The organism is Streptomyces longwoodensis (genome assembly GCF_001514125.1).
GTDB classification, from domain to species: Bacteria; Actinomycetota; Actinomycetes; order Streptomycetales; family Streptomycetaceae; genus Streptomyces; species Streptomyces longwoodensis.
Genome location: NZ_KQ948559.1, coordinates 46,542 through 69,707, shown reverse-complemented (window position 1 = coordinate 69,707; position 23,166 = coordinate 46,542). Strand labels below are relative to the sequence as shown.

At 73.9% G+C, this 23,166-nt stretch carries 24 protein-coding genes; 6 read left to right on the top strand and 18 right to left on the bottom strand.

All coding sequences use genetic code 11. The annotated features are described in order from the left end of the window. Positions 1–7: 7 nt before the first annotated feature. From AQJ30_RS26235 to AQJ30_RS26200, 8 genes are all read right to left on the bottom strand, one after another. Positions 8–2,242, bottom strand: coding sequence for an MMPL family transporter (locus tag AQJ30_RS26235; protein WP_067238855.1), 2,235 nt, complete (start codon positions 2,240–2,242; stop codon positions 8–10). 226 nt (positions 2,243–2,468) lie between these two features. Then, positions 2,469–2,846 (bottom strand): hypothetical protein, encoded by a 378-nt coding sequence (locus AQJ30_RS26230; RefSeq protein WP_245727135.1) that lies wholly within the window; start codon positions 2,844–2,846, stop codon positions 2,469–2,471. Positions 2,847–2,951: 105 nt separating this feature from the next. Continuing rightward, positions 2,952–4,466: an Asp-tRNA(Asn)/Glu-tRNA(Gln) amidotransferase subunit GatB gene (gene gatB / locus AQJ30_RS26225; protein WP_067238852.1), complete on the bottom strand. Its 1,515-nt coding sequence runs from the start codon at positions 4,464–4,466 to the stop codon at positions 2,952–2,954. A gap of 16 nt (positions 4,467–4,482) precedes the next feature. Further along, positions 4,483–4,722, bottom strand: coding sequence for a hypothetical protein (locus AQJ30_RS26220; protein WP_067238850.1), 240 nt, complete (start codon positions 4,720–4,722; stop codon positions 4,483–4,485). After that, a complete protein-coding gene (gene gatA / locus AQJ30_RS26215) occupies positions 4,719–6,212 on the bottom strand; it encodes an Asp-tRNA(Asn)/Glu-tRNA(Gln) amidotransferase subunit GatA (RefSeq protein ID WP_067238847.1) in 1,494 nt (497 codons plus the stop codon). Before gatA ends, AQJ30_RS26220 begins: the two co-directional genes overlap by 4 nt. Before the next feature lie 6 nt (positions 6,213–6,218). Continuing rightward, positions 6,219–6,515, bottom strand: coding sequence for an Asp-tRNA(Asn)/Glu-tRNA(Gln) amidotransferase subunit GatC (gatC, locus tag AQJ30_RS26210; RefSeq protein ID WP_006130840.1), 297 nt, complete (start codon positions 6,513–6,515; stop codon positions 6,219–6,221). A 67-nt stretch (positions 6,516–6,582) separates the two neighbouring features. Beyond that, positions 6,583–7,092 (bottom strand): cupin domain-containing protein, encoded by a 510-nt coding sequence (locus tag AQJ30_RS26205; RefSeq protein ID WP_067238844.1) that lies wholly within the window; start codon positions 7,090–7,092, stop codon positions 6,583–6,585. A 52-nt stretch (positions 7,093–7,144) separates the two neighbouring features. Continuing rightward, entirely contained in the window at positions 7,145–7,516 is a 372-nt protein-coding gene (locus AQJ30_RS26200) for a DUF4267 domain-containing protein (protein ID WP_067238842.1), read from the bottom strand. A 96-nt stretch (positions 7,517–7,612) separates the two neighbouring features. Here AQJ30_RS26200 and AQJ30_RS26195 point away from each other — a divergent pair, with 96 nt between their 5' ends. Continuing rightward, the gene (locus AQJ30_RS26195; protein ID WP_067238839.1) at positions 7,613–8,197 is read left to right on the top strand and encodes a TetR/AcrR family transcriptional regulator; all 585 of its coding nucleotides are present in this window, start codon (positions 7,613–7,615) and stop codon (positions 8,195–8,197) included. A gap of 221 nt (positions 8,198–8,418) precedes the next feature. Here AQJ30_RS26195 and AQJ30_RS26190 read toward each other — a convergent pair whose 3' ends face one another. From AQJ30_RS26190 to AQJ30_RS26170, 5 genes are all read right to left on the bottom strand, one after another. Next, positions 8,419–10,734: a putative bifunctional diguanylate cyclase/phosphodiesterase gene (locus AQJ30_RS26190; protein WP_067238838.1), complete on the bottom strand. Its 2,316-nt coding sequence runs from the start codon at positions 10,732–10,734 to the stop codon at positions 8,419–8,421. Positions 10,735–10,994: 260 nt separating this feature from the next. Further along, positions 10,995–13,187, bottom strand: a complete 2,193-nt coding sequence (gene ligA, locus AQJ30_RS26185) for an NAD-dependent DNA ligase LigA (RefSeq protein ID WP_067238835.1) — start codon at positions 13,185–13,187, stop codon at positions 10,995–10,997. Positions 13,188–13,202: 15 nt separating this feature from the next. Beyond that, positions 13,203–14,210, bottom strand: a complete 1,008-nt coding sequence (locus AQJ30_RS26180) for a methionine synthase (RefSeq protein WP_067238832.1) — start codon at positions 14,208–14,210, stop codon at positions 13,203–13,205. An 84-nt stretch (positions 14,211–14,294) separates the two neighbouring features. Then, positions 14,295–14,984, bottom strand: coding sequence for an SDR family oxidoreductase (locus tag AQJ30_RS26175; protein WP_067238829.1), 690 nt, complete (start codon positions 14,982–14,984; stop codon positions 14,295–14,297). 26 nt (positions 14,985–15,010) lie between these two features. Next, positions 15,011–15,550 (bottom strand): LOG family protein, encoded by a 540-nt coding sequence (locus tag AQJ30_RS26170; RefSeq protein ID WP_067239275.1) that lies wholly within the window; start codon positions 15,548–15,550, stop codon positions 15,011–15,013. Between the two features lie 51 nt (positions 15,551–15,601). Between AQJ30_RS26170 and AQJ30_RS26165 the strand changes: the two genes are divergently transcribed. Further along, entirely contained in the window at positions 15,602–15,964 is a 363-nt protein-coding gene (locus tag AQJ30_RS26165; RefSeq protein ID WP_067238826.1) for a DUF427 domain-containing protein, read from the top strand. A gap of 38 nt (positions 15,965–16,002) precedes the next feature. Continuing rightward, positions 16,003–16,785 carry an alpha/beta fold hydrolase gene (locus AQJ30_RS26160; protein ID WP_067238824.1) on the top strand — a complete coding sequence of 261 codons (783 nt, stop codon included), beginning with the start codon at positions 16,003–16,005 and terminating at the stop codon, positions 16,783–16,785. A 37-nt stretch (positions 16,786–16,822) separates the two neighbouring features. Here the strand turns inward: AQJ30_RS26160 and mnmA are convergent, their stop codons facing one another. After that, a complete protein-coding gene (gene mnmA, locus AQJ30_RS26155) occupies positions 16,823–17,947 on the bottom strand; it encodes a tRNA 2-thiouridine(34) synthase MnmA (RefSeq protein ID WP_067238821.1) in 1,125 nt (374 codons plus the stop codon). A 96-nt stretch (positions 17,948–18,043) separates the two neighbouring features. Here mnmA and AQJ30_RS26150 point away from each other — a divergent pair, with 96 nt between their 5' ends. After that, on the top strand, positions 18,044–18,793 hold the full coding sequence (locus tag AQJ30_RS26150) for an N-acetylmuramoyl-L-alanine amidase (RefSeq protein WP_067238818.1): 750 nt from the start codon (positions 18,044–18,046) through the stop codon (positions 18,791–18,793). Between the two features lie 51 nt (positions 18,794–18,844). On the opposite strand, the gene AQJ30_RS26145 is transcribed toward AQJ30_RS26150, so the two are convergent. The 3 genes from AQJ30_RS26145 to AQJ30_RS38805 all read right to left on the bottom strand — a co-directional run bounded on the left by AQJ30_RS26145 (position 18,845) and on the right by AQJ30_RS38805 (position 20,584). Further along, positions 18,845–20,014, bottom strand: a complete 1,170-nt coding sequence (locus AQJ30_RS26145) for a cysteine desulfurase family protein (protein WP_067238816.1) — start codon at positions 20,012–20,014, stop codon at positions 18,845–18,847. Between the two features lie 123 nt (positions 20,015–20,137). Next, the gene (locus AQJ30_RS26140; protein ID WP_067238813.1) at positions 20,138–20,404 is read right to left on the bottom strand and encodes a DUF4190 domain-containing protein; all 267 of its coding nucleotides are present in this window, start codon (positions 20,402–20,404) and stop codon (positions 20,138–20,140) included. Positions 20,405–20,419: 15 nt separating this feature from the next. Further along, positions 20,420–20,584, bottom strand: a complete 165-nt coding sequence (locus AQJ30_RS38805; RefSeq protein WP_168218151.1) for a hypothetical protein — start codon at positions 20,582–20,584, stop codon at positions 20,420–20,422. Between the two features lie 145 nt (positions 20,585–20,729). Here AQJ30_RS38805 and AQJ30_RS26135 point away from each other — a divergent pair, with 145 nt between their 5' ends. Further along, the gene (locus AQJ30_RS26135; RefSeq protein ID WP_067238810.1) at positions 20,730–21,356 is read left to right on the top strand and encodes a TetR family transcriptional regulator; all 627 of its coding nucleotides are present in this window, start codon (positions 20,730–20,732) and stop codon (positions 21,354–21,356) included. 63 nt (positions 21,357–21,419) lie between these two features. On the opposite strand, the gene AQJ30_RS26130 is transcribed toward AQJ30_RS26135, so the two are convergent. Then, the gene (locus tag AQJ30_RS26130; RefSeq protein WP_067238808.1) at positions 21,420–22,400 is read right to left on the bottom strand and encodes a helix-turn-helix transcriptional regulator; all 981 of its coding nucleotides are present in this window, start codon (positions 22,398–22,400) and stop codon (positions 21,420–21,422) included. Between the two features lie 113 nt (positions 22,401–22,513). On the opposite strand from AQJ30_RS26130, the gene AQJ30_RS26125 reads away from it, so the two are divergent. Beyond that, the gene (locus AQJ30_RS26125; RefSeq protein WP_067238805.1) at positions 22,514–23,137 is read left to right on the top strand and encodes a TIGR03086 family metal-binding protein; all 624 of its coding nucleotides are present in this window, start codon (positions 22,514–22,516) and stop codon (positions 23,135–23,137) included. The last annotated feature ends 29 nt before the right edge of the window (positions 23,138–23,166 follow it).

The window sequence follows — 23,166 nt, the reverse complement described above, 5'->3', positions numbered from 1 at the left end:
AGGTTGCTTAATGATCGTCGTGCGGGCTGCGCGCGGCCGCGTCGATCTGCTCGACCTCGGCCACGACGTCCGTGAGCCGGTCCAGGGCGGCGGCGCGGCACTCGGGCGGCTCGATGCTGATGCGGGGCAGCCGGCGCTCCAGCCAGCCGGGCAGCCACCAGTTGGCGTCGCCCAGCAGGTGCATCAGGGCCGGCACCAGCAGGGTGCGCAGGACGAAGGCGTCCAGGGCGACGGCGGCGGCGAGCGCGATGCCGAACATGGCGATCACCCGGTCGCCGCTGAGCACGAAGGCGAGGAAGACCGAGATCATGATGACCGCGGCGGAGTTGATGACCCGGCTGGTCTCGGCGAGCCCGACGCGAACGGCGCGCCGGTTGTCCCCGGTCTCCAGCCACTCCTCGTACATCCGGCTGACCAGGAAGACCTGGTAGTCCATGGACAGCCCGAACAGGACCGACACCATGATCACCGGGAGGAACGGCTCGATCGGGCCCGCCCGGCCGAGTCCGAGCAGTTCACTCCCCCAGCCCCACTGGAAGACCGCCACGACCACCCCGAAGGAGGCGGCGACGGCGGCGACGTTCATCGCGGCGGCCTTCAGCGGGATGCCGACGGACCGGAAGGCCAGCAGGAGCAGCAGGCAGCCGAGGCCGATGACGACGCCGACGAACAGCGGCAGCTTGCCCACGATGACGTCGGCGAAGTCGTCGTAGCCGGCCGTGATGCCGCCGACCTGCACGTCCAGCGCGGTGCCGTGCTCGGCGCGGGGCAGCACCTCCTGGCGCAGCCGGTCGACCAGCTCGCTGGTCCGCTGGGACTGGGGCGCGGAGTCGGGCACCACGGTGAGGCGGGCGGTCGTACCGGCGGAGTCGTAGGTCACCGGGGTGACCGACGCGACGCCCTCGGTGGTGCGCAGGGTGGCGTCGAGGTTGTCCAGGGCGAGCCGGTCCTCGCCGCCCGCCACGCGCGTCACCAGCGTCAGCGGGCCGTTGACGCCCGGTCCGAAGCCCTCGGCGAGGAGGTCGTACGCCTGGCGGGTCGTGGTGGTCGTCGGGTCGTTGCCCTGGTCGGAGGTGCCCAGGCGCAGCCCCAGGGTGGGCAGGGCGAGGACGGCGACGACGGCCAGGGCGAGCGCGCCGAGCAGCTTGGGCCGGCGTTCGACCAGCGCCGACCAGCGGGCCGCGAACCCGGTGGGGACCTCCGGTTCGGGCCCGTGCTCGGCGAGCCGGCGCCGCTCTCGGCGGCTCAGGGCCCGCGGGCCGATGAAGGAGAGCAGGGCGGGCAGCAGGGTGACCGAGGCGGCGACGGTGAGCAGCACGGTGAGACAGGCGGCGACGGCGACGCCGTTGAGGAAGGTCAGCCGCAGGGTGAGCATGCCGAGCAGCGCGATGCACACCGTCGCGCCCGCGAAGACGACGGCGCGTCCGGTGGTGGCGACGGCGGTGGTGGCCGCCTCGGTGACGGACAGCCCGCGCCGCAGGCCGCGACGGTGCCGGGTCACGATGAACAGCGCGTAGTCGATGCCGACGCCGAGCCCGACCAGCATGCCGAGCATCGGCGCGAAGTCGGCGACGGTCATGGCGTGCCCGAGCAGCGCGATCCCGGCGTACGCGGTGCCGACGCCTACCAGGGCGGTGGCGATCGGCAGCAGCGAGGCGGCCAGCGAGCCGAAGGCGAGGAACAGCACGACCGCGGCGACGACCACGCCGACCACCTCGGCCAGGTGCCCGCCGGGGGCCTCGGTGAGGGACATGGCGCTGCCGCCCAGCTCCACCCGGAGCCCGTCGGACTCGGCCCCCTTGGCGGTGTCCACCACCGCCTGCGCCTCGCCCCGGTCGATGTCCTCGGCGCCGTCGGTGAAGGTGACGGTGGCGTACGCCGTGCGGCCGTCGGCGCTGACGGCGCCGGCGCCCCGGTCGGCGTAGGGGCTGCTCACGGTGGCGACGCCGGGCAGGTCGGCGATGCGGTCCAGGGTGCGGGTCATGGTCTGTTCGACGTCGGCGGCGCGCACGGAGCCCGAGCTGGTGTGCCAGACGACGCTGTCGGTGTCACCGCCGAGTTCCGGGAAGCCCTGCTCAAGGAGCCGGGCGGCGTGGCCGGCCTCCGTGCCGGGGACGGCGTAGTCGTTGGAGTACGCGCTCCCGGCGACCGCGGCGGCGGCGCTCACCCCGCCGAAGGCGGCCAGCCACAGCAGGACGGCGACGAGGCGGCGCTGGACACACCAGCGTGCGAGGGCTGCCACGAACGTGCTCCCGGGGTGAAGTGTGGATCTTTGGCCGGGAACAGTCGTCCATGGGATGAACGGCCCGCAAAGAACGCATGAGCGATGCCAGGTCACTCTTCCAGGCATTGGAGATCGTTTGCGGCCTTCGTGGGGCTTTTCACAGGAGTGGGAGGCGGATCACAGGACAATAACGGGATGGATGTCGGCCGGGCATAAGCCCTGCGTAAGCGGGGTCCGGGCCGGATCAGTCGGACTGGTCCCCCACCGCCATCACCATCACGCCGGCGATCAGCAGCCAGAGCGCGCGGCGGGTGCGGCCGCGGGCGCCGAGGAGCGCGCCGAGGGCGCAGACGGCGGCCCCGAGGGCGTAGGCGGCCGGGACGAGCGCCGGGGCGGAGCCGGTCAGGCGCAGCAGGGAGGCGGCGAGGCCGGCCAGGGTCAGCACGGCGCCGGTCCCGGTCGCCGTCCAGCGGGCCCGCCGGGCGTCCTCGCGCTCGTCCTCGTGCTCGTCCTCCCCGTCCACGTCGGCCTCCGGGCCGGCCGGGGCCGTCCCGGCGTCGGCGCGGGTGTCCTCGTCGGCGCGTATGTGCTCGCCGGTGTCGGAGTCGGTGCGTCCACTCATGGCGCGGGAGCGTACCCGGTCGGCCCCGCACGAGCACGGAGCGGGTGGTTCCGGGGACGCGAACGGCCCCGGGGGCGGGGCGCCTCCGGGGCCGTTCGCGGGGGTTCAGCCCTCGGTGACGCCCAGCTTCTCCAGGATCAGTTCCTTGACGCGGGCCGCGTCGGCCTGGCCCCGGGTGGCCTTCATGACCGCGCCGACCAGGGCGCCGGCCGCGGCCACCTTGCCGCCGCGGATCTTGTCCGCGACGCCAGGGTTGCCGGCGATGGCCTCCTCGACGGCGGCGGTCAGCGCGCCCTCGTCGGAGACGACCTTCAGACCGCGCTGGTCGACGACCTCGTCCGGGGTGCCCTCACCCGCGAGGACGCCCTCGATGACCTGGCGGGCCAGCTTGTCGTTGAGGTCGCCCTTCGCGACGAGCTCGGTGACCCGGGCCACCTGCTCCGGCGTGATGGCCAGTTCGTCGAGCGCCGTGCCGGACTCGTTGGCGCTGCGGGCCAGCTCGCCCATCCACCACTTGCGGGCGGACGCCGCGTCCGCGCCGGCGTCGATCGTGGCGACGATCGGCTCCAGCGCACCGGCGTTGAGGATCGCCTGCATGTCGGTGGCGGAGATGCCCCACTCGGCCAGCAGCCGGGTGCGGCGGGCCAGCGGCAGCTCGGGCAGCGCGGCGCGGATCTCCTCGACCCACGCGCGCGAGGGCGCCACGGGGACGAGGTCGGGCTCCGGGAAGTACCGGTAGTCCTCGGCCTCCTCCTTCACGCGGCCCGAGGTCGTGGACCCGGTGTCCTCGTGGAAGTGGCGGGTCTCCTGCACGATCGTGCCGCCGGAGGACAGCACCGCCGCGTGCCGCTGGATCTCGAAGCGGGCCGCGCGCTCCACGGACCGCAGCGAGTTGACGTTCTTCGTCTCGGACCGGGTGCCGAACTTCTCGGTGCCGTGCGGGCGCAGCGAGAGGTTCACGTCGCAGCGCATCTGGCCCATCTCCATGCGGGCCTCGGACACGCCGAGCGCCCGGATGACCTCGCGCAGCTCCCGGACGTACGCCTTGGCCACCTCGGGGGCGCGCTCGCCGGCGCCCTCGATCGGCTTGGTGACGATCTCGATGAGCGGGATGCCCGCGCGGTTGTAGTCCAGCAGCGAATGGGACGCGCCGTGGATCCGGCCGGTGGCGCCGCCGACGTGCGTCGACTTGCCGGTGTCCTCCTCCATGTGGGCGCGCTCGATCTCCACGCGGAAGGTCTCGCCGTCCTCCAGCTGCACGTCGAGGTAGCCGTCGAAGGCGATCGGCTCGTCGTACTGGGAGGTCTGGAAGTTCTTCGGCATGTCCGGGTAGAAGTAGTTCTTCCGGGCGAAGCGGCACCACTCGGCGATCTCGCAGTTCAGCGCGAGACCGATCTTGATCGCGGACTCCACGCCGGTCGCGTTGACGACCGGCAGCGCGCCGGGCAGGCCGAGGCAGACGGGGCAGGTCTGGGTGTTCGGGTCGGCGCCGAGCGCGGTCGAACAGCCGCAGAACATCTTGGTCCGGGTGCCGAGTTCGACATGGACCTCGAGGCCCATGACGGGGTCGTACGACGCCAGGGCGTCCTCGTACGACACCAGGTCGATCGTGGTGGTCACGGTGAGTACTTCCCTCTCAGCCCAGCAGGACGTCGTCGTCGCCCAGCCGCTTCAGCTCGCGGTACAGCAGGGCGAGGCCGGTGACGATGCCGGCGGCGGTGACGACCGCGTCGACGAGCCGCAGCGTGTCGCTCTCGGCGCGGGCCTTCTTGATCTGCTTCGCGGCGCCGACCGCGCCGAACGCGGTCGCGGCCATGGACAGGTACGTGCCGGACTTCGACTTCTTGAAGCCCTTGGCCTTGGTCAGTGCGCTCACAGCGACGGTGCCTCCTCCAGCAGCGGGTGTCCCCACTTTTCCACGAAGGCGGCCTCGACGGCGGCGCCCACCTTGTACAGCCGGTCGTCCTGCAGCGCCGGGGCGATGATCTGCAGGCCCACCGGGAGACCGTCCTCGGGGGCGAGGCCGCACGGCAGCGACATCGCCGCGTTGCCCGCCAGGTTGGTCGGGATGGTGCACAGGTCCGCGAGGTACATCGCCATCGGGTCGTCGGCGCGCTCGCCGATCGGGAAGGCGGTGGTCGGGGTCGTCGGGGAGACGATCACGTCGACCTGCTCGAAGGCCTTCTCGAAGTCCCGGGTGATGAGCGTGCGGACCTTCTGCGCCGAGCCGTAGTACGCGTCGTAGTAGCCGCTCGACAGCGCGTACGTACCCAGCATGATGCGGCGCTTGACCTCCGGGCCGAAGCCCTCCGCGCGGGTGAGGGCGGTGACCTCCTCGGCGGAGCGGGTGCCGTCGTCGCCGCTGCGCCGGCCGTAGCGCAGGCCGTCGAAGCGGGCGAGGTTGGAGGAGCACTCGGAGGGCGCGATCAGGTAGTACGCCGACAGCGCGAGGTCGAAGGACGGGCAGTCCAGCTCGACGATCTCCGCGCCCAGCTCCTTCAGCAGCGCCACCGACTCGTCGAAGCGCTGGATGACGCCGGCCTGGTAGCCCTCGCCGCGGAACTGCTTGACGACGCCCACGCGCATGCCCTGGACGCTGCCGTTGCGGGCGGCCTCGACGACCGCCGGGACCGGGGCGTCGATGGAGGTGGAGTCGAGCGGGTCGTGCCCGGCGATGACCTCGTGCAGCAGGGCCGCGTCCAGGACCGTGCGGGCGCAAGGGCCGCCCTGGTCGAGGGAGGACGAGAAGGCCACCATGCCGTACCGGGACACCGCGCCGTACGTCGGCTTCACGCCGACCGTGCCGGTGACGGCGGCCGGCTGGCGGATCGAGCCACCCGTGTCGGTGCCGATGGCCAGCGGCGCCATGTAGGCGGCCAGCGCGGCCGAGGAGCCGCCGCCGGAGCCGCCGGGGATCCGGGTGAGGTCCCAGGGGTTGCCGGTCGGGCCGTAGGCGCTGTTCTCCGTCGAGGACCCCATGGCGAACTCGTCCATGTTGGTCTTGCCGAGGATGACCACGTCGGCGGCCTTCAGCCGCCGGGTGAGGGTCGCGTCGTACGGCGGGATCCAGCCCTCGAGGATCTTGGAGCCCACGGTCGTGGGCACGCCCTCGGTGGTGAAGATGTCCTTCAGGGCGAGGGGGACGCCGGCCAGCGGGCCGAGCTCCTCCCCGCGCTCGCGCTTGGCGTCGACGGCGCGGGCCTGGGCCAGCGCGCCCTCGCGGTCCACGTGCAGGAAGGCGCGCACCTTCTCGTCGACGGCCTCGATGCGGGCCAGGTGGGCCTCGGTGACCTCGACGGCCGTGAGCGCGCCGGAGGCGATCCGCGCGGCCGTCTCGGCCGCGGTGAGCTTGGTGATGTCCGTCATGGCGGGTTACTCCTCCCCCAGGATCTGCGGCACCTTGAAACGCTGCTGCTCCTGGGCCGGGGCGCCGGACAGCGCCTGCTCGGGGGTGAGCGACGGACGGACCTCGTCCGCGCGCATGACGTTCGTCAGCGGGAGCGGGTGCGAGGTCGGCGGTACGTCTTGGTCGGCGACCTCACTGACGCGGGCGACCGCGCCGATGATGTCGTCCAGCTGTCCCGCGAAGTGGTCGAGCTCTTCGGGCTTCAGCTCCAGACGCGCCAGCCGGGCGAGGTGGGCGACCTCCTCGCGCGTGATGCCAGGCATGCAGCGTTCCTCTGGGGTGAGTGTGTGTGGTGTGGGCCCAATCCTAGGGGGCGGGGAGCTCCGGCCGTTAAACGGTTTCGCCGGGCCGGTGCCGGGTGTCCCAGGCGGGGCTGCTCAGGAAGTGGTTGTCGTACAGCTCCTGGACCTCCAGCAGGCTCTCCGGGGTGAGCTCGCCCAGGCGGATGCGCTGCAGGTGGCGGAAGTAGGCGAAGCGCTCCACGCCCGGCGTGATCACGACGAGCAGGTCCAGCGGGGCGCCGGGGGCCGCGGCGAAGGCGTGCGGGCGGTCCGGCGGGACGACGATCAGGTCGCCGCGCCCGGCGGTGACGACGTCGTCGCCGGACAGGACCTCGGCGGTGCCGTCGAGGACGTAGAACATCTCGGCGGAGCGGTGGTGCACGTGCGGTTTCGCACCGTCGGCGCCCTCCGCGAGGGTCACGCGCACCGTGGACAGCGCGCCGCCGGTGGCGCTGCTGTCGGCCAGCAGCCGTACGGCGACGGGGTCGCCCCCGACCACCTCGGCCCCGGCGTCACGGACCAGGACGGTCTCGTCGAACCTCGGCACGAACAGCGACATCGTTCGGTTCCCCCGGTGGGCGGGCGGGCCCGGTGGCCCGCGGTGGACGCGGTCAGACGGCGAACAGCAGGGCCGCGCTGACCAGGACAACGACCGCGGTGGCGCAGTGGATCCCGAACGCGACGGCCTTCGGCCCGCCGTGCCGCAGGACGATCACCGTGTCGACGAGCGGGATCAGCGCGACGCAGACCATGAACCAGGCCTCCGCACGGACCCCGGCGAAGGCCAGCAGCGCCAGGCCCACCAGCCCGAGGGTGCCGTCGCGCAGCCCCTTGACGGACAGGTAGGCCCCCGCGTCGCCGTGCGCGTCGGCCGGCACGCCGTAGCCCGCGGCGGCGGGGGTCGGCTGGAACCAGAAGCGGTAGCCCAGGAACAGGCAGAACAGGTCGAGCAGGACGGCCAGGGTGTAGGCGGTGACGGTCATGGGAGCCCCCTAGTACGTTTGGCTAGCGGCGCTAGCCGTTGTAGCGAAGCTAGCACGAGCGTCGACAGGTTGTCTAGCGTTGCTAGAATCAGGAGCATGTCGATCCAGACGCGCCGGGAGCGCGAACGAGCGGAGCGGGAGCGGCTGATCGTCACGGCCGCCCGCGAACTGGCCGAGGCCGAGGGCTGGGACGCGGTGACCACACGGCGCCTGGCGGCCGAGATCGAGTACAGCCAGCCGGTCCTCTACAGCCACTTCAAGGGCAAGGACGCGATCATGGCGGCGGTCGCGGTGGAGGGCTGCGCCGAACTCGCGGTCGAGCTGCGCACCGCGCGGGAGGCCGCCTCGGGGGCGCGGGCGCGGCTGGCGGCGGTCGGGAGCGCGTACACGGCGTTCGGCCGGCGGCGGCCCGCACTGTACGACGCGATGTTCACCCACGCCGTGGACCTGCCGTTCGCGACGCCCGAGGCGCCGGCGCCGCTGCAGGAGGCGTTCGGGGAGCTGGTGCGGGCCGTGGAGCCCGTCGCCGCCGACGGCGACGACGTCCCGCTGCTCACGGAGACGTTCTGGGCGAGCCTGCACGGCCTGGTCACCCTGATGCGCAGCGCCCGCCTCCCGGAGGCCGGCCACGCCCGCCGACTGGACCTGCTGATCGGCCACTTCACGGCGGGGAGGGTCTGAGGGGCGCCCGGGGAGGGGGCCGGGCGCCCAGGGAGGGGGCCGGGGCGCCCGGGGAGGAGAGCCGGGGAGGGGCCGGGGGTGCCCGGGGGTTCGAGGGGGTGCGCCCGGCAGGAAAGTCCGAGGGGCGGTCCGCGAAGGGTCCGCCCGGGGGCTGCTCTGCGGCCGACGAAGAGTCCGCCCGGAGGGCTGCTCAGCGGCCCGCGAAGAGTCCGCCCGGCGGGCTACTCGGCGGCCGGCAGGGCCGCCCGGGGGCGCTGCCAGCCGCGGGAGCCGCGGGCCAGCAGCCACGCGGTCATCTCCTCGGGCGGCATCGCCGCGGCGACCAGCCAGCCCTGCACCGCGTCACAGCCCAGGTCGCGGAGCCGCTCCCACGTCTCGTCGTCCTCGACGCCCTCCGCGACGACGAGCAGGCCCAGCGAGTGGGCCAGGTCGACCGTGCACCGCACGATCTCGGCGTCCTCGGCGTCCACGGCCAGCCGCGCCACGAACGACCGGTCGATCTTCAGCTCGCTGACCGGCAGCCGCCGCAGGTGCACCAGCGAGGAGTAGCCGGTGCCGAAGTCGTCCAGGGACATCTTCACGCCGTGCCCGGTCAGCGCGTTCAGCGTGTCCGCGGCCCGCTGCGGGTCCTCCAGCAGCACGTGCTCGGTGATCTCCAGCTGGAGCGAGCCCGCCGGCACCCCGTGCCGGGCCAGTCGGGCGGCCACCGAGCCCGCGAACCCCGGCGTGTGCACGTCCCGCGGCGAGACGTTCACCGCGACCGGCACGAACAGCTGCTGCTCCCGCCACCGGGCCACCTGCGCGAGCGCGGTCTCCAGGACGTACTCCGTCAGGTGGGGCATCAGCCCGGAGGACTCGGCGATCGCTATGAACTCGTCCGGGGGCACCTTCCCGCGCTCCGGGTGGACCCACCGCACCAGGGCCTCCAGACCGGCCACCTGGCCGTCGAAGCGCACCTTCGGCTGGTAGTGCAACTCCACCTCGTGGGCGTCCAGGGCCCGGCGCAGATCGCCCAGCAGCCCCAGCCGGTCCGGGGTGTTGGAGTCCCGCTTCGACTCGTACACCTCCACGCCGGTGCGGTCCCGCTTGGCCTGGTACATCGCCACGTCCGCCCGGCGCAGCAGGCCCTCCGCGTCGAGCGCGTGGTCCGGGAACACGGCGACCCCCGCACTGGCCTCCAGCACGAGGGTGAGCCCGTCGAGGTCGAGCGGGGAGCTGAGCGCCGACACCAGGGCGCGCGCGACGCGGGTCGCGGACGTCGTGGAGTCGGCGACGGGCAGTAAGACGGCGAACTCGTCCCCGCCGAGCCGGGCGACCTCCGCGCCGCGCGGCAGCGCCACCCGCAGCCGGTCGGCCGTCTGCAGCAGCAGCCGGTCCCCGGCGAGGTGGCCCAGCGTGTCGTTGACGGAGCGGAACCGGTCGAGGTCGATCAGCATGAGCGCGGCGCGGGCGCCGATGCGCTCGGCGTCGTCGAGGGCGGTCCAGATGCGCTCCAGCAGCCACTGCCGGTTGGGCAGTCCGGTCAGCGGGTCGCGCAGCTGCTCCTCGGCGCGGGCCCGGGCGATCCACAGCGTGGAGTCGAGGGCGATCAGCGGGATGGCGAACAGCGGCAGCAGGATCGGCTTGGCGACGGCCACCACGCACACCAGCGGGGCGATGCCGAGCAGGGCGACGGCGACCAGGCCCTGCCGGACCAGGGCGGTGCGGGCGACGGTGGGCAGTCCCCCGCGCGGCGCGTGCAGGTACCACAGCAGCACGCGGGTGACGGCGAGGTAGGCGACGGCCACCAGGATGACCTGGGGTGCCGTGTAGAGGGTCCAGGTGCCGGGGTCCCAGGGGTTCTCGACGGACGGCACGCGTCCGCAGGCGGCCAGCAGCAGGGCGCCGGCGCCGATGCCGAGGATGTCCACCGCGCCCTGCAGGACGCCCTGCCGCCAGCGGTGGCGCCGGGCCACGCCGACCAGGACGACGACGGTGAGGCTGACCATGCCGGCGGGCACCCAGCCGTACAGCAGCAGCACGGACAGGGTGAGGGCGGCCCCGGAGCCGGTGCCGCCCCACCAGCGGGCGCGGCCGAGCATCACCAGGTGGCCGACGATGACGCCGCTGAGCAGGGCCAGCGACCAGCCGGTCGTCCCGGACGGGAACAGCGCGTGGTCGCCGGTGAAGGCGCGGTAGAAACCGGCGCCGAGGGCGAAGCCGGCCGCCGCGACCACGGCGGCGGGCAGCGCGGGCCGGGACGGGTGGCGTTCGGTGTCGGCGCCGGGCAGTCCGAGGGAGACCGGGAGCACGGGCAGCAGGGCGCGACGGCGGGCGTCCGTGACGGTGGACGCCGCAGTGGCCGACGACGCGGACGACCCGGACGGCGCGCCCGACGACGCCGACGGCGAAGCGCCGGTCGTGGGCCGCCCGGCGGGGTGCCCGGGGCCGCCGGGACGCCGGCCCGGCCGGGCCGACCAGCGGTCCGCCCACCGGGCGCCGGCCGTCCGGAGCCAGGGCAGCCGCGCGTGCGTCGCGGCGCTCTCGGTCGGTTCCATTCCCGTCCCTCTCACAGCCGGCGGTGCCCACGCCCCGCGGCCCGATGCCCGACGAACCATCCACGGCGCCGCGTGGGAGAACCCTTTCCCCTGCGCTTCGCGAGCGCGGGGATGCCCCGACCGCAATGGGGCCCGGCAGGCGCACATCTCAACAGTAGGCCGCGGAAGGCTTCCACGGGCAGCGGTCGCCGACGGTTGCCCGAATGCGCCCGGGCCACCCGTATACATCTGATATGCGCTGATCGGGTGGCCTTCAACCGCTATTCCTCGGTCGGGAGCGCCACCCCGGCCGCCGCCTCGGGCCCCTGCTCCAGCAGGACGACGAAGCCGTCCTCGTCCAGCACGGGCACCTTGAGCTGCACGGCCTTGTCGTACTTCGACCCGGGGCTGTCACCCACCACGACGAACGCGGTCTTCTTCGACACCGAACCGGTCACCTTCGCGCCGCGGCCCTGCAGGGCCTCCTTGGCTCCGTCGCGGGTGAAGTGCTCCAGCGTGCCGGTGACGACGACCGTGAGCCCTTCCAGGGGACGGGGCCCCTCGTCCTCGGCGGTGGCCTCGTCCTCGAGGCGCACTCCGGCGGCCTTCCACTTGCGCAGGATCTCCTGGTGCCACTCCTCGGCGAACCACTCCTTGAGCGAGGCGGCGATGGTGGGACCCACGCCCTCGGTGCCCGCCAGCTCCTCCTCGCTCGCCTGCTGGATGCGGTCGACCGAGCGGAACTCACGGGCCAGCGCCTCGGCGGCGACCGGTCCGACGTGACGGATCGACAGGCCGGTGAGCACCCGGGCGAGCGGGCGCTCCTTGGCCGCCGCGATGTTGTCCAGCATGGCAAGCGCGTTCTTCTTGAGCTCGCCCTGCTGGTTGGCGAAGACCGTGACGATCTTCTCCTCGCCGGTCTTCGGGTCGCGCTTGGGCAGCCCGCTGTCCTGGTCGAGGACGTACGCCTTGATGGGCAGCAACTGCTCGGCGGTCAGGTCGAACAGGTCGCCCTCGTCCTTCAGCGGCGGCTCGGCGGGCTCCAGGGGCGCGGTGAGCGCGGCGGCGGCGACGTAGCCGAAGTGCTCGATGTCCAGGGCCCTGCGGCCGCCGAGGTAGAACAGGCGCTCGCGCAACTGGGCGGGGCAGCCGCGCGCGTTGGGGCAGCGCAGGTCGACGTCCGCCTCCTTCATCGGCCGCAGCGGCGTCCCGCACTCGGGGCACTCGGAGGGCATCACGAACGGGCGCTCGCTGCCGTCGCGCAGGTCGACGACGGGGCCGAGGATCTCCGGGATGACGTCACCGGCCTTGCGCAGCACCACGGTGTCGCCGATCAGCACGCCCTTGGCCTTGACGACGTCCTGGTTGTGCAGGGTGGCGAACTCGACCTCCGAGCCGGCCACCGTGACCGGCTCCACCTGCGCGTACGGCGTGATCCGGCCCGTACGGCCCACGCCCACGCGGATGTTGACCAGCTTGGTGTTGACCTCCTCGGGCGCGTACTTGTACGCGATGGCCCAGCGCGGGGCGCGGGCCGTGGAGCCGAGGCGGCCCTGCAGGCGGATCTCGTCGAGCTTGACGACGACGCCGTCGATCTCGTGCTCCACGGAGTGGCGGTTCTCGCCGTAGTACGCGATGAACTCCCGTACGCCGTCGAGGTCGTCGACCACCCGGTTGTGCGGGGAGGTGGGCAGGCCCCACTCCTTGAGCAGGTCGTACGCCTCGGACAGGCGGGTCATGCCCTCGAAGCCCTCCAGGGCGCCGATGCCGTGGACCACCATGTGCAACGGGCGGGTGGCGGTGACGCGCGGGTCCTTCTGGCGCAGCGAACCGGCCGCCGCGTTGCGGGGGTTGGCGAAGGGCTTGTCGCCCGCCTCGACCAGCCGGGCGTTGAGCTCCTCGAACTTCTCCATCGGGAAGTAGACCTCGCCGCGGATCTCCACGAGCGTGGGGACGCCGTCGCCGTGGAGGCGGTCGGGGATCTCGGCAATGGTGCGCACGTTGGGCGTGATGTCCTCGCCCGTGCGGCCGTCGCCGCGGGTCGCCGCGCGCGTGAGCCGGCCGTTCTCGTAGGTGAGGTTGACCGCGAGGCCGTCGACCTTCAGCTCGCACAGGAAGTGGTACGCGGAGGTGCCGACGTCCTTGTGGACCCGCTCGGCCCAGGCCGCGAGCTCCAGGTCGTCGAAGGCGTTGTCCAGCGAGAGCATGCGCTCGCGGTGCTGGACGGCGGTGAAGTCCGTGGCGTACGCGCCCGACACCTTCTGGGTGGGCGAGTCGGGCGTGCGCAGTTCGGGGTGCTCCTCCTCCAGCGCCTCCAGGGACCGCAGCAGGCGGTCGAACTCGGCGTCGCTGATGACGGGAGCGTCCTTCACGTAGTAACGGAAGCGGTGCTCCTCGATCTGCTCAGCGAGCTGGGCGTGCCGCTCCCGCGCCTCGGCGGGCACCGTCGTCTCCGCTTGCTTGTCGCCGGCCACCGTGTTGTCCTCCCGTTACTCTGGGTTGTCCGCGAGGGATCTCGCCGCCCGGACGCAGTGGGCGAGGGCCCGGCGGGCGTACGCGGGCGAAGCGCCCGCGAGGCCGCACGCCGGAGTGACCGTGACGACCCGTGCGAGAAGCTCCGGCCGCAGCCCCAGCCTGCGCCCCAGCGTCCTGACACCCATGACGCTACCGGCAGGGTCCGACAATGGACCGTCCACGGCGGGTACGACACCGGCGAACAGCGCGGTGCCGGCCTCGACGGCCTCACCGATCGCGTCGTCGTCACGCTCGGTGAGCAGGGAGGCGTCGAACGACACGCCGGCCGCGCCGGCCCGGCGCAGCAGGGCGAACGGCACGTCCGGCGCGCAGGAGTGCACCACCACGGGCCCGTCCGCGTGCACCCCGACGACGTCCCGCAGGGTGGCCTCGACGACCTGCCGGTCGACGGCGCGGTGGGTGCGGTAGCCGCTGGCGGTGCGCACCTGTCCGCGCAGCACGGCGGTGAGGGAGGGCTCGTCGAGCTGGAGCACGAGCCGGGCGCCGGGGACGCGGCGGGCGACCTCGGCCAGGTGCGTGCGCAGGCCCTCGGCGAGGGACCCGGCGAGGTCGCGGCAGGCCCCGGGGTCGGAGAGCGCGGCCTCGCCGTTCTTGAGCTCCAGGTTCGCGGCGAGCGTCCAGGGCCCGACGGCCTGCACCTTGAGCGCGCCCTCGTAGCCCTGGGTGAACTCCTCCAGCGCGTCCAGGTCCTCCACCAGCCAGGACCTGGCCCGCCGGGTGTCGCGTCCCGGCCGGTCACCGATCCGCCACCCGCTGGGCTCCACGCGTGCGTAGAGCTCGACGAGCAGTCCGGCGGTGCGGCCGATCATGTCGGCGCCGGGGCCGCGGGCGGGCAGTTCGGCGAGGTGCGGGAAGTCCTCGAAGGACCCGGTGACGGTCTTGGCGGCCTCCCTGGCGTCGCCGCCGGGCAGGGAGCCGACGCCGGTGGCGGGCCCGAAGCGGAACTCAGTGTCGTTGCTCACCCCGGCAGCCTACGTAACCCGGCCCGGCCGGTCCCCCGGCCGGGCCCTGGCCGGGGGCGACGGGGCGGGGCGACGCGGCGGCGGTCAGGCGCCCGGACGGACCGTCAGGTCGTTGACCTCGGCGTCCCGGGGCAGGTCCAGCGCCATCAGGACCGTCGTGGCGACCGACTCGGGGTCGATCCACGCGGACGCGTCGTAGGGCTTGCCCTCCTGCTGGTGGACCTTGGCCTGCATGGGGCTGGCCGTGCGCCCGGGGTAGACGGAGGTGACCCGGACGCCGTGGTCGTGCTCCTCCTGGCGCAGGGAGTCGGCGAGGGCCTTCAGGCCGTGCTTGGAGGCCGCGTACGCCGACCAGTCGGCGCTCGCCCGCAGGCCCGCCCCGGAGTTCACGAACAGCACGTGGCCGCGGCTCGCCCGCAGCTGGGGCAGGAAGTGGCGGGTGAGCTCGGCGGGCGCGATCAGGTTGACGTTCAGCTGGTGGCGCCAGGACTTCGGGGTCAGCTCGCCGACCGGGCCGAGGTCGACCACGCCCGCGACGTGCAGCAGCGAGTCGACCCGGTCGGGCAGCGCCTGGTGGGAGAACGCCCAGCTCAGCCGGTCGGGGTCGGCGAGGTCCCCGACCAGGGTGCGCGCGCCGGGGAACTGTGCCGCCAGCTCCTTCGCGCGTCCCGCGTCGCGGGCGTGCAGCACGAGGTCGTCCCCGCGCGCGTGCAGGCGGCGGGCGACGGCCGCGCCGATGCCGGAGCCGGCCCCGGTGATCACATGTGTAGCCATGCCGCCATGCTCGCACCCTCCCCGGATCAGACGACGCCCTGGCTCTCCTCCAGGTAGGCCAGCGCCCCCACCGGCTCCTCCGCGAAGAACACCAGGTCGGTCAGCGGACGCGGCAGGAAGCCCTCCTCGTCCATGCGCCGGAACTGCTCCTTGAGCCCGTCGTAGAAGCCCGCGGTGTTCAGCAGCACGACCGGCTTGTCGGTGTGCCCGTGCTTCTTCAGCTCCAGGATCTCGGTGGCCTCGTCGAGGGTGCCCGTGCCGCCCACCATGATCACCACGGCGTCCGCCTTCTCCAGCAGCAGCCGCTTGCGCTCGGCGAGGTCCTTGGCGACCACCATGTCGTCGACGCCCGGGCGGACCCGCGCGGACAGGAACTCCACCGAGACCCCGCACAGCCGCCCGCCCGCCTGCTGCACGCCGTCCGCGACCACCTTCATCAGCCCCACGTCGGACCCGCCCCACACGAGCGTGTGGCCGCCCTTGCCGAGCAGTTCGGCGAACTCGCGCGCGGGGCCGGTGTAGCGGTCGTCGAGGTCGGCGGCGGAGAGGAAGACACAGATACGCATGGCGCCCACGGTACGCGGGAAGATTCGCGGCCCCGCGGGCGCTGTCCGTACATGGCCACTGGACACACGATCACCATCGAGCAGGGCGACCTCCGCGTGCGCGTGGTGCGCGACGGACAGGTGCTGGCGGAGAGCGACCGGCCGCTGGTGCTGCGCGAGACGGGCTGTCCCGTCCGCTACTACCTCCCCGCGGAGGACGTCCGCACGGAGCTGCTGACGCCGTCCGACACCCACACGTACTGCCCGTTCAAGGGCACGGCGTCGTACTGGTCGCTGCCGGGCCCGGCGGACGGCACGGACGGCACGGACGGCACGGACCGGGTGTGGGCCTATCCCGACCCGAAGCCGGACGTCGCCGCGATCAAGGGGCACCTGTGCTTCTACGACACCGAGGTCGTCGCGGACGTGTCGTAGCGCGATGAGATCCGTGTCCTGCGGCAGTCTGCACGGGCATGGACGACAACCTCCTTTCCCGCGACGGGACCCGTATCGCCTACACGCGCGCCGGCCGGGGTCCCGCGGTGATCCTGGTGAGCGGCGCGCTGTCCACCGGGGGCACCCTCGCCCCGCTGGCCGCCGCGCTCGCCGAGCGCTTCGAGACGGTGGTGTACGACCGCCGGGGCCGCGGCGACAGCGGTGACACCGTGCCCTACGACGTGCGGCGCGAGGTCGAGGACCTGGCGGTCCTAGTGGAGACGGTGGGCGGCGAGGCGTCGCTGTTCGGCGTGTCCTCCGGGGGCGCGCTGGTGCTGCGCGCCCTGGCCGAGGGGCTGCCGGTGCGCCGCGCGGTGGTCTACGAGGTGCCCTACGCGGACTTCTCCCCCGCCGGCGCCGAGGAGCGGGCCGCGTACACCCGCGGCCTCACCGAGGCGCTGGAGCAGGGCCGGCGCGGGGACGCGGTGGAGCTGTTCCTGCGGCTGACCGGCATGGCGGACGACATGATCCGGGGCGCCCGCCAGGCGCCGATGTGGGCGGCCCTGGAGGCCGTCGCGCCGAGCCTCGCCCACGACGACGCCGTGATGGGCGGCGGACTCGTGCCGCGCGAGCTGCTGGCGTCGGTCGAGGTGCCGGTGCTGGCCCTGGCGGGCGGCGCGAGCCCCGACTGGCTCCAGCGCGCCGCCCACGCGGTGGCCGAGGCGCTGCCGCAGGGCTCCGCCCGCGTCCTGGAGGGCCAGACCCACGTGGTGGAGCCGGACGTGGTGGCACCGGTGCTGACCGAGTTCCTGAAGGCCTAAGGGCACCGGGCGCGGGCCGTCGGGTCGCAGGTGTGGCTCAGGCGACGCCCGCGGTCGCCCGCACGGTCGACGCGATGGTCGCCGAGCCCACCACGCGCGTGCCGTCGTACAGGACGATTGCCTGGCCGGGGGCCACGCCGCGGACCGGCTCGGTGAAGGTCACCCGCAGCTCGCCCTCGACGACCTCGGCCCGCACCTCGGTCTCGCCGCCGTGGGCGCGCAGCTGCGCTGTGTAGGCGGCGGGGCCGGTGGGCGCCGCGCCGCACCAGCGGGGCTTGATCGCGGTGAGCGCCGAGACGTCCAGGGCCTCGGCGGGGCCGACCGTGACGGTGTTGTCCACCGGGGAGATGTCCAGCACGTAGCGGGGCTTGCCGTCGGGGGCCGGGGTGCCGATCCTCAGCCCCTTGCGCTGGCCGATGGTGAAGCCGTAGGCGCCCTCGTGGGTGCCGAGCCGGGTGCCGGACTCGTCCACGATGTCGCCCTCGGCCCGGCCGAGGCGCCGGGCGAGGAAGCCCTGGGTGTCGCCGTCGGCGATGAAGCAGATGTCGTGCGAGTCGGGCTTCTTGGCGACGGCCAGGCCGCGCCGCTCGGCCTCCGCGCGGATCTCGTCCTTGGTGGTGACCGTGTCGCCGAGCGGGAACAGCGCGTGCGCGAGCTGGCGCTCGTCGAGCACGCCGAGCACGTACGACTGGTCCTTGGCCATGTCGGAGGCGCGGTGCAGCTCGCGCGAGCCGTCCTCGTGCACGACGACCTTGGCGTAGTGACCGGTGCAGACCGCGTCGAAGCCCAGGGCGAGCGCCTTGTCGAGCAGCGCCGCGAACTTGATCTTCTCGTTGCAGCGCAGGCACGGGTTGGGGGTGCGGCCCGCCTCGTACTCGGCGACGAAGTCCTCGACCACGTCCTCGCGGAAGCGGTCGGCGAGGTCCCAGACGTAGAACGGGATGCCGATGACGTCGGCGGCGCGGCGGGCGTCGCGGGAGTCCTCGATGGTGCAACAGCCCCGCGCGCCCGTGCGGAACGACTGGGGGTTCGCGGAGAGCGCGAGGTGGACGCCGGTCACGTCGTGCCCGGCTTCGGCGGCGCGGGCGGCGGCGACGGCGGAGTCGACCCCGCCGGACATGGCGGCGAGGACGCGGAGGGGACGCTGCGGGGTCTCAGTCATAACCCTTCCAGGGTACGGGGCGGCGGGAACCGGGGTGCCCGGGTGCGCGTTCATCCCTCGAGGGGCGCGCAAGGACGGCACGGGACGGGACGGGGCATGGGGGCGACGCGGAAGGGCACGGCGACGGGCGCGACGAGGGGCACGGGACCGGGCGCCGGGAAGGGCGGCCGAGGGGGCGCCGGGGCGGGTGCCGGGAAGGACGCCGACCGGCGGATCGGGCGGCGGGCCCTGCTGATCGGCGGCGCGGCGGCCCTCGCGGGCACGGCGGCGCTGGCGCGCGACGAGCTCGGGCGGCTGTGGTGGCGGATGCCGGGGGTGGAGAAGCCCCGGGTCCAGGGGGCGGTGGACTTCCGGGGCGCGCGCTGGGTGGCGGCCTCCCCGGCGAACTTCCGCTGGGCCGACCGGCCCGACGACTACACGATCGACCGGGTGGTCGTCCACGTCACCCAGGGCAGCCTCGCCAGTGCGGTGAAGGTGTTCCAGGACCCGGGCCACCGGGCGGCGGCGCACTACATCGTCGGCCGGGACGGCCGCGTGACGCAGATGATCCGCGAGCTGGACGTGGCGTTCCACGCGGGGAACCGGGAGTACAACGAGCGGAGCGTCGGCGTGGAGCACGAGGGCTTCGTGGACCGGGCGTCGTCCTTCACTGACGCGATGTACGCCTCCTCGGCCCGTCTGACGGCCGGGATCTGCGCGCGCTACGGCATCCCCGTGGACCGCGACCACGTCATCGGCCACGTCGAGGTGCCCGGCGCGGACCACACGGACCCCGGCCCGCACTGGGACTGGGACCGGTACATACGCCTGGTGCGCGCGGCGCGCGGAGCCGTCACGCGCACGTGAGGACGCCGCGGCCCGCCTTGTCGGACCGCTGGGCGCTCCGCGCCCCGGCCGCTACGTCAGCCCGGCCGCACGCGCGCGTTCCACCGCGGGGCCGATCGCCTTGGCGAGCGCCTCGACGTCGGCCTCGGTGGACGTGTGGCCGAGGGAGAAGCGCAGGGTGCCGCGGGCCAGGTCGGGGTCGGTGCCGGTGGCCAGCAGGACGTGGCTGGGCTGGGCGACGCCCGCGGTGCAAGCGGACCCGGTGGAGCACTCGATGCCCTGGGCGTCCAGCAGGAGCAGCAGGGAGTCGCCCTCGCAGCCGGGGAAGGAGAAGTGGGCGTTGGCCGGGAGCCGACCCTCCGGGGCGGGGTCGCCGCCGAGGATCGCGTCGGGGACGGCCTCACGGACGACCTCGACGAGCTGGTCGCGCAGGGCGCCGATCTCGCGGGCGAACCAGTCGCGCTGCTCGGCCGCGAGCCGGCCGGCGACGGCGAAGGAGGCGATGGCCGGGACGTCCAGGGTGCCGGAGCGGACGTGGCGCTCCTGGCCGCCGCCGTGCAGGACGGGCACGGGCGTGTACTCCCGGCCCAGCAGCAGGGCGCCGATGCCGTACGGCCCGCCGATCTTGTGGCCGGAGACGGTCATCGCGGCGAGGCCGGAGGCGGCGAAGTCGACGGGGACCTGGCCGAAGGCCTGCACCGCGTCGGCGTGCAGCGGGACGTCGAACTCCCGCGCCACCTCGGCCAGTTCCGCGACCGGCAGGAGCGTGCCGATCTCGTTGTTGGCCCACATCACGGTGGCCAGGGCCACGTCGTCGGGGTTGCGGGCGATCGCCTCGCGCAGGACCCCGGGGTAGACGCGGCCGTAGCGGTCGACGGGGAGGTACTCGACGGTGGCGCCCTCGTGCTCGCCGAGCCAGTGGACGGCGTCCAGGACGGCGTGGTGCTCGACGGGGCTGGCCAGGACCCGGGTGCGGGCCGGGTCGGCGTCGCGGCGGGCCCAGTACAGGCCCTTCACGGCGAGGTTGTCGGCCTCGGTGCCGCCGGAGGTGAAGACGACCTCGCTGGGGCGGGCGCCGAGCGCGGCCGCGAGGACTTCGCGGGACTCCTCGACCGTGCGGCGGGCCCGGCGCCCGGATGCGTGCAGGGAGGACGCGTTGCCGGTGGCGCTCAGCGCGGCGGTCAGCGCCTCTGCCGCCTCCGGGAGCATCGGGGTGGTCGCGGCGTGGTCGAGGTATGCCATGGTGCCGCCGATTGTACGGCGCCCGTCGAACGAGCCCCGGTGTGCGGTCGGTCCGTGGACACGCGGCGCCTTCGCCGCGGACCGGACCGGGCCGCCCGGGTCGACCGGTCCCCGGGGGGCAGCCTAGAAGCTCCAGGAGACCGTCGAGTCGACGTGCATGAAGGCGACGAGGACGACCAGGTCCAGGACACCGAGGGCGAGGCCCAGGTAGGCGCGGCCCTTGCGCTGCGTGCCGCGGATCAGGGCGATGGAGGCCAGGATGATCGCGGTCGGGCCGAGGAAGACGTTGAGGACCAGGAAGCCGACGAGGCCGAGGACGAACGACGCCACGGCCATGCCGTCGGTGTCGCGCAGGCCGGTGCGGCGGGTGGCGGGTGCGGTGAGGTGCATGACGGATCAGCTCCTTCAGCGGTGGCCGGCACTGCGGCGGCCGTGGCGCTCACGGACGGCGAAGACGACGAGCCAGGCCGCGATGACGGCGGCGGCGACGAGGGTGAAGCCGAACGGCGCGTGGGCCACGGTGCCCAGGACCACGCCGAGCAGCAAGAGTGCGGCGACGAGGAACAGCATGGGATCCAATCCCCCCTCCGAGACGGGTCGGTTCCGTCTCCGTGACATCTCGGTGAACAGTTGTAGGTACAGTTGTTCACTGAGTTCCCAGTCTAGCGCGATCGAAGACTTTCCAATTACGGAGAACAGTTGTTAACTGGATGACATGAGTCACACCGCGGGCATCCGGCAGGTCCAGAAGCAGAAGACCCGGCAGGCGCTCCTGGACGCCGCGCTGGCGCTGCTGGAGGAGCAGAGCCTGAGCAGCCTCGGCCTGCGCGAGGTCACCCGGGCCGTGGGGGTCGCCCCGACCGCGTTCTACCGGCACTTCCGCTCCACCGCCGACCTGGGCGTGGCCCTGGTCGACGAAGCCCTCGGCAGCCTGCACCGGATGGTGCGGTCGACGGTGACCACGGCCGACTCGAGCGACGAACGCATCCACCGCGCTGTGGAGTTGATCGCCCGTCACGTGGACGCGTACCCCGCCCACGTCCGCTTCATCGCCCGCGAGCGACATGGCGGGGTCCAGTCGGTGCGGGAGGCGATACGCGGCCAACTCGGCCGGTTCGCCGAGGAGGTGCGGGCCGAGCTGGCCAAGGACCCCGAGGCGCGCGGCTGGAGCGAGGACGACCTGCTGATGCTCTCCCACCTCTACGTCGACCAGATGCTCGCCACCGCCTCGCTCTTCCTGGAGGCGCTGGACGGCCCCGAGGGCGAGCGCGAGCGGATCACCCGGCTCGCCACCCGGCAGATGCGGCTGATCAGCAAGGGGCGTCGGCACTGGCTCGATTGAGCCGGTAGCGGGGGCGGTTCCCGGCCATGTCGTGCCCGCGGGCCCCGATTGCGGCCCGGGGTGTCACCCGGACGCGCGGCCGGCGGGCCCGTACAGCTCCGTGACGGAGGCGGCGGCCGCGCGCAGTTCCGCGCGTGCCTCGGGCGGGTCCAGGACCTCCACCTGGTCGGAGAACGCGAGGAGCTGGCGGACGGCCACCACGAAGGGGAACGCCAGGCGGACGGTCACCCACTCGCTCGCGCCGTCGTCCTCGGCGGGCGGCCCGGTCAGGTGCGCGGCGTTCATCCGCAGGAACATGTCGAGGCGGGGGCGCCGCACCCGCGCGGTCACGGCGAGCGCGTCCGGCCGCTCCTCGACCTGGCGGCGCACCACCTCCCAGGCGTCGGCGAGTTCGACGCCGGGCCGCCGGCGCACCGGGTCGTCGAGGACCGTCGCCGAGCGCACCCGGTCGGCGCGGAAGAGCTGCGGGGTGCCGCGCCGGTCGGCGACCAGGTACCAGACGCCGGCCTTGGCGACGAGACCGTACGGGTCGACCGTGTAGGTGCGCGGCTCGCGGGCGCCGCTGTGCCGGTAGCGCAGGCGCAGCCTGCGGTCGGCGAAGACCGCGTCCTGGAGGGTGTCCAGGTCGGCGGCGGGCTGCGGGCCGCCCTTCCAGCGGGTGGCGTCGACCAGGATGCGCCGGCTGGTGACCTCGGCGGCCGGGCGGTGGGGCGCGGGCAGCGCGGCCATGACCTTGCGCAGCGCGGAGCCGAGGGCCGCGTCCAGGCCGAGGGCGGCGTGCGCGCCCTCGGCGGCCAGGATGAACAGGGCCCGCGACTCGTCGGCGGTCAGTCCGGTGACGTCCGTGCGGAAGCCGGGGAGCAGTTCGATGCCGCCGTGCCGGCCGCGCTCGGCGTAGACCGGGACGCCCGACGCCGACAGGGCCTCGACGTCGCGGTAGATGGTGCGGACCGACACCTCCAGCCGTTCGGCGAGTTCGGGCGCGGGCACGCGGCCGCGGGTCTGCAGGAGCAGCAGGATCGCCAGCAGGCGGTCGGACTTCACGCGCCCAGCATCGCGCCGCCCGGAAGTCCGCCGCAAATCATGACGGGAACTGTCAGGTTATGCCGTGAGGATCACCTGCGTACCGAGTCACCGAACGGCAGGAGAAGCACCCCATGAACACGCACGCCACCGAGGCCCACCGGTCCGCGCCCGCCGTCGACCCGCGTCCCGTCTACGCCCGCGCCACCGCGCAGGCGGCCGCCGTGATCGCGGCGGTGCGGCCCGAGCGGCTGGCCGGCCCCACGCCCTGCACGGAGTTCGACGTACGGACGCTGCTCTCCCACATCGTGGGCGGCACCCTGCGGATCGCGGTCGTGGGCGAGGGCGGCGACGGGCTCGCCGTCCGGCCGTTCGTGGACGGGGTCGCCGACGCCGCCTGGCCGCGGGCCTACGCCGAGGCCCGGGCGCGGGTGCTCGCGGCCTGGGAGCCCGACGAGCGGCTGACCGCCGCGGTGCGGGTGCCGTGGGGCGAGGTGCCCGGACACGCCGGGCTCTCCGGGTACGTGATGGAACTCGTCGCGCACACCTGGGACCTGAACGAGGCACTGGGCCGTCCGGTCGAACTGGCCGACGACCTGGCCGAGTTCGCGCTGTCCGCCGCGCACCGGGCGCTGCCCGACCCGGAGCGCGACGAGAACACGCCGTTCGCAGCGGCCCGGGAGGTGGCCGGGGACGCCGACGCGCACACCCGGCTGGCGGCCTGGCTCGGGCGGGCACCGCTGGCCGCGCACGCCTGAGCGGGCCCCCGGTCAGCCCCCCCCCCCCC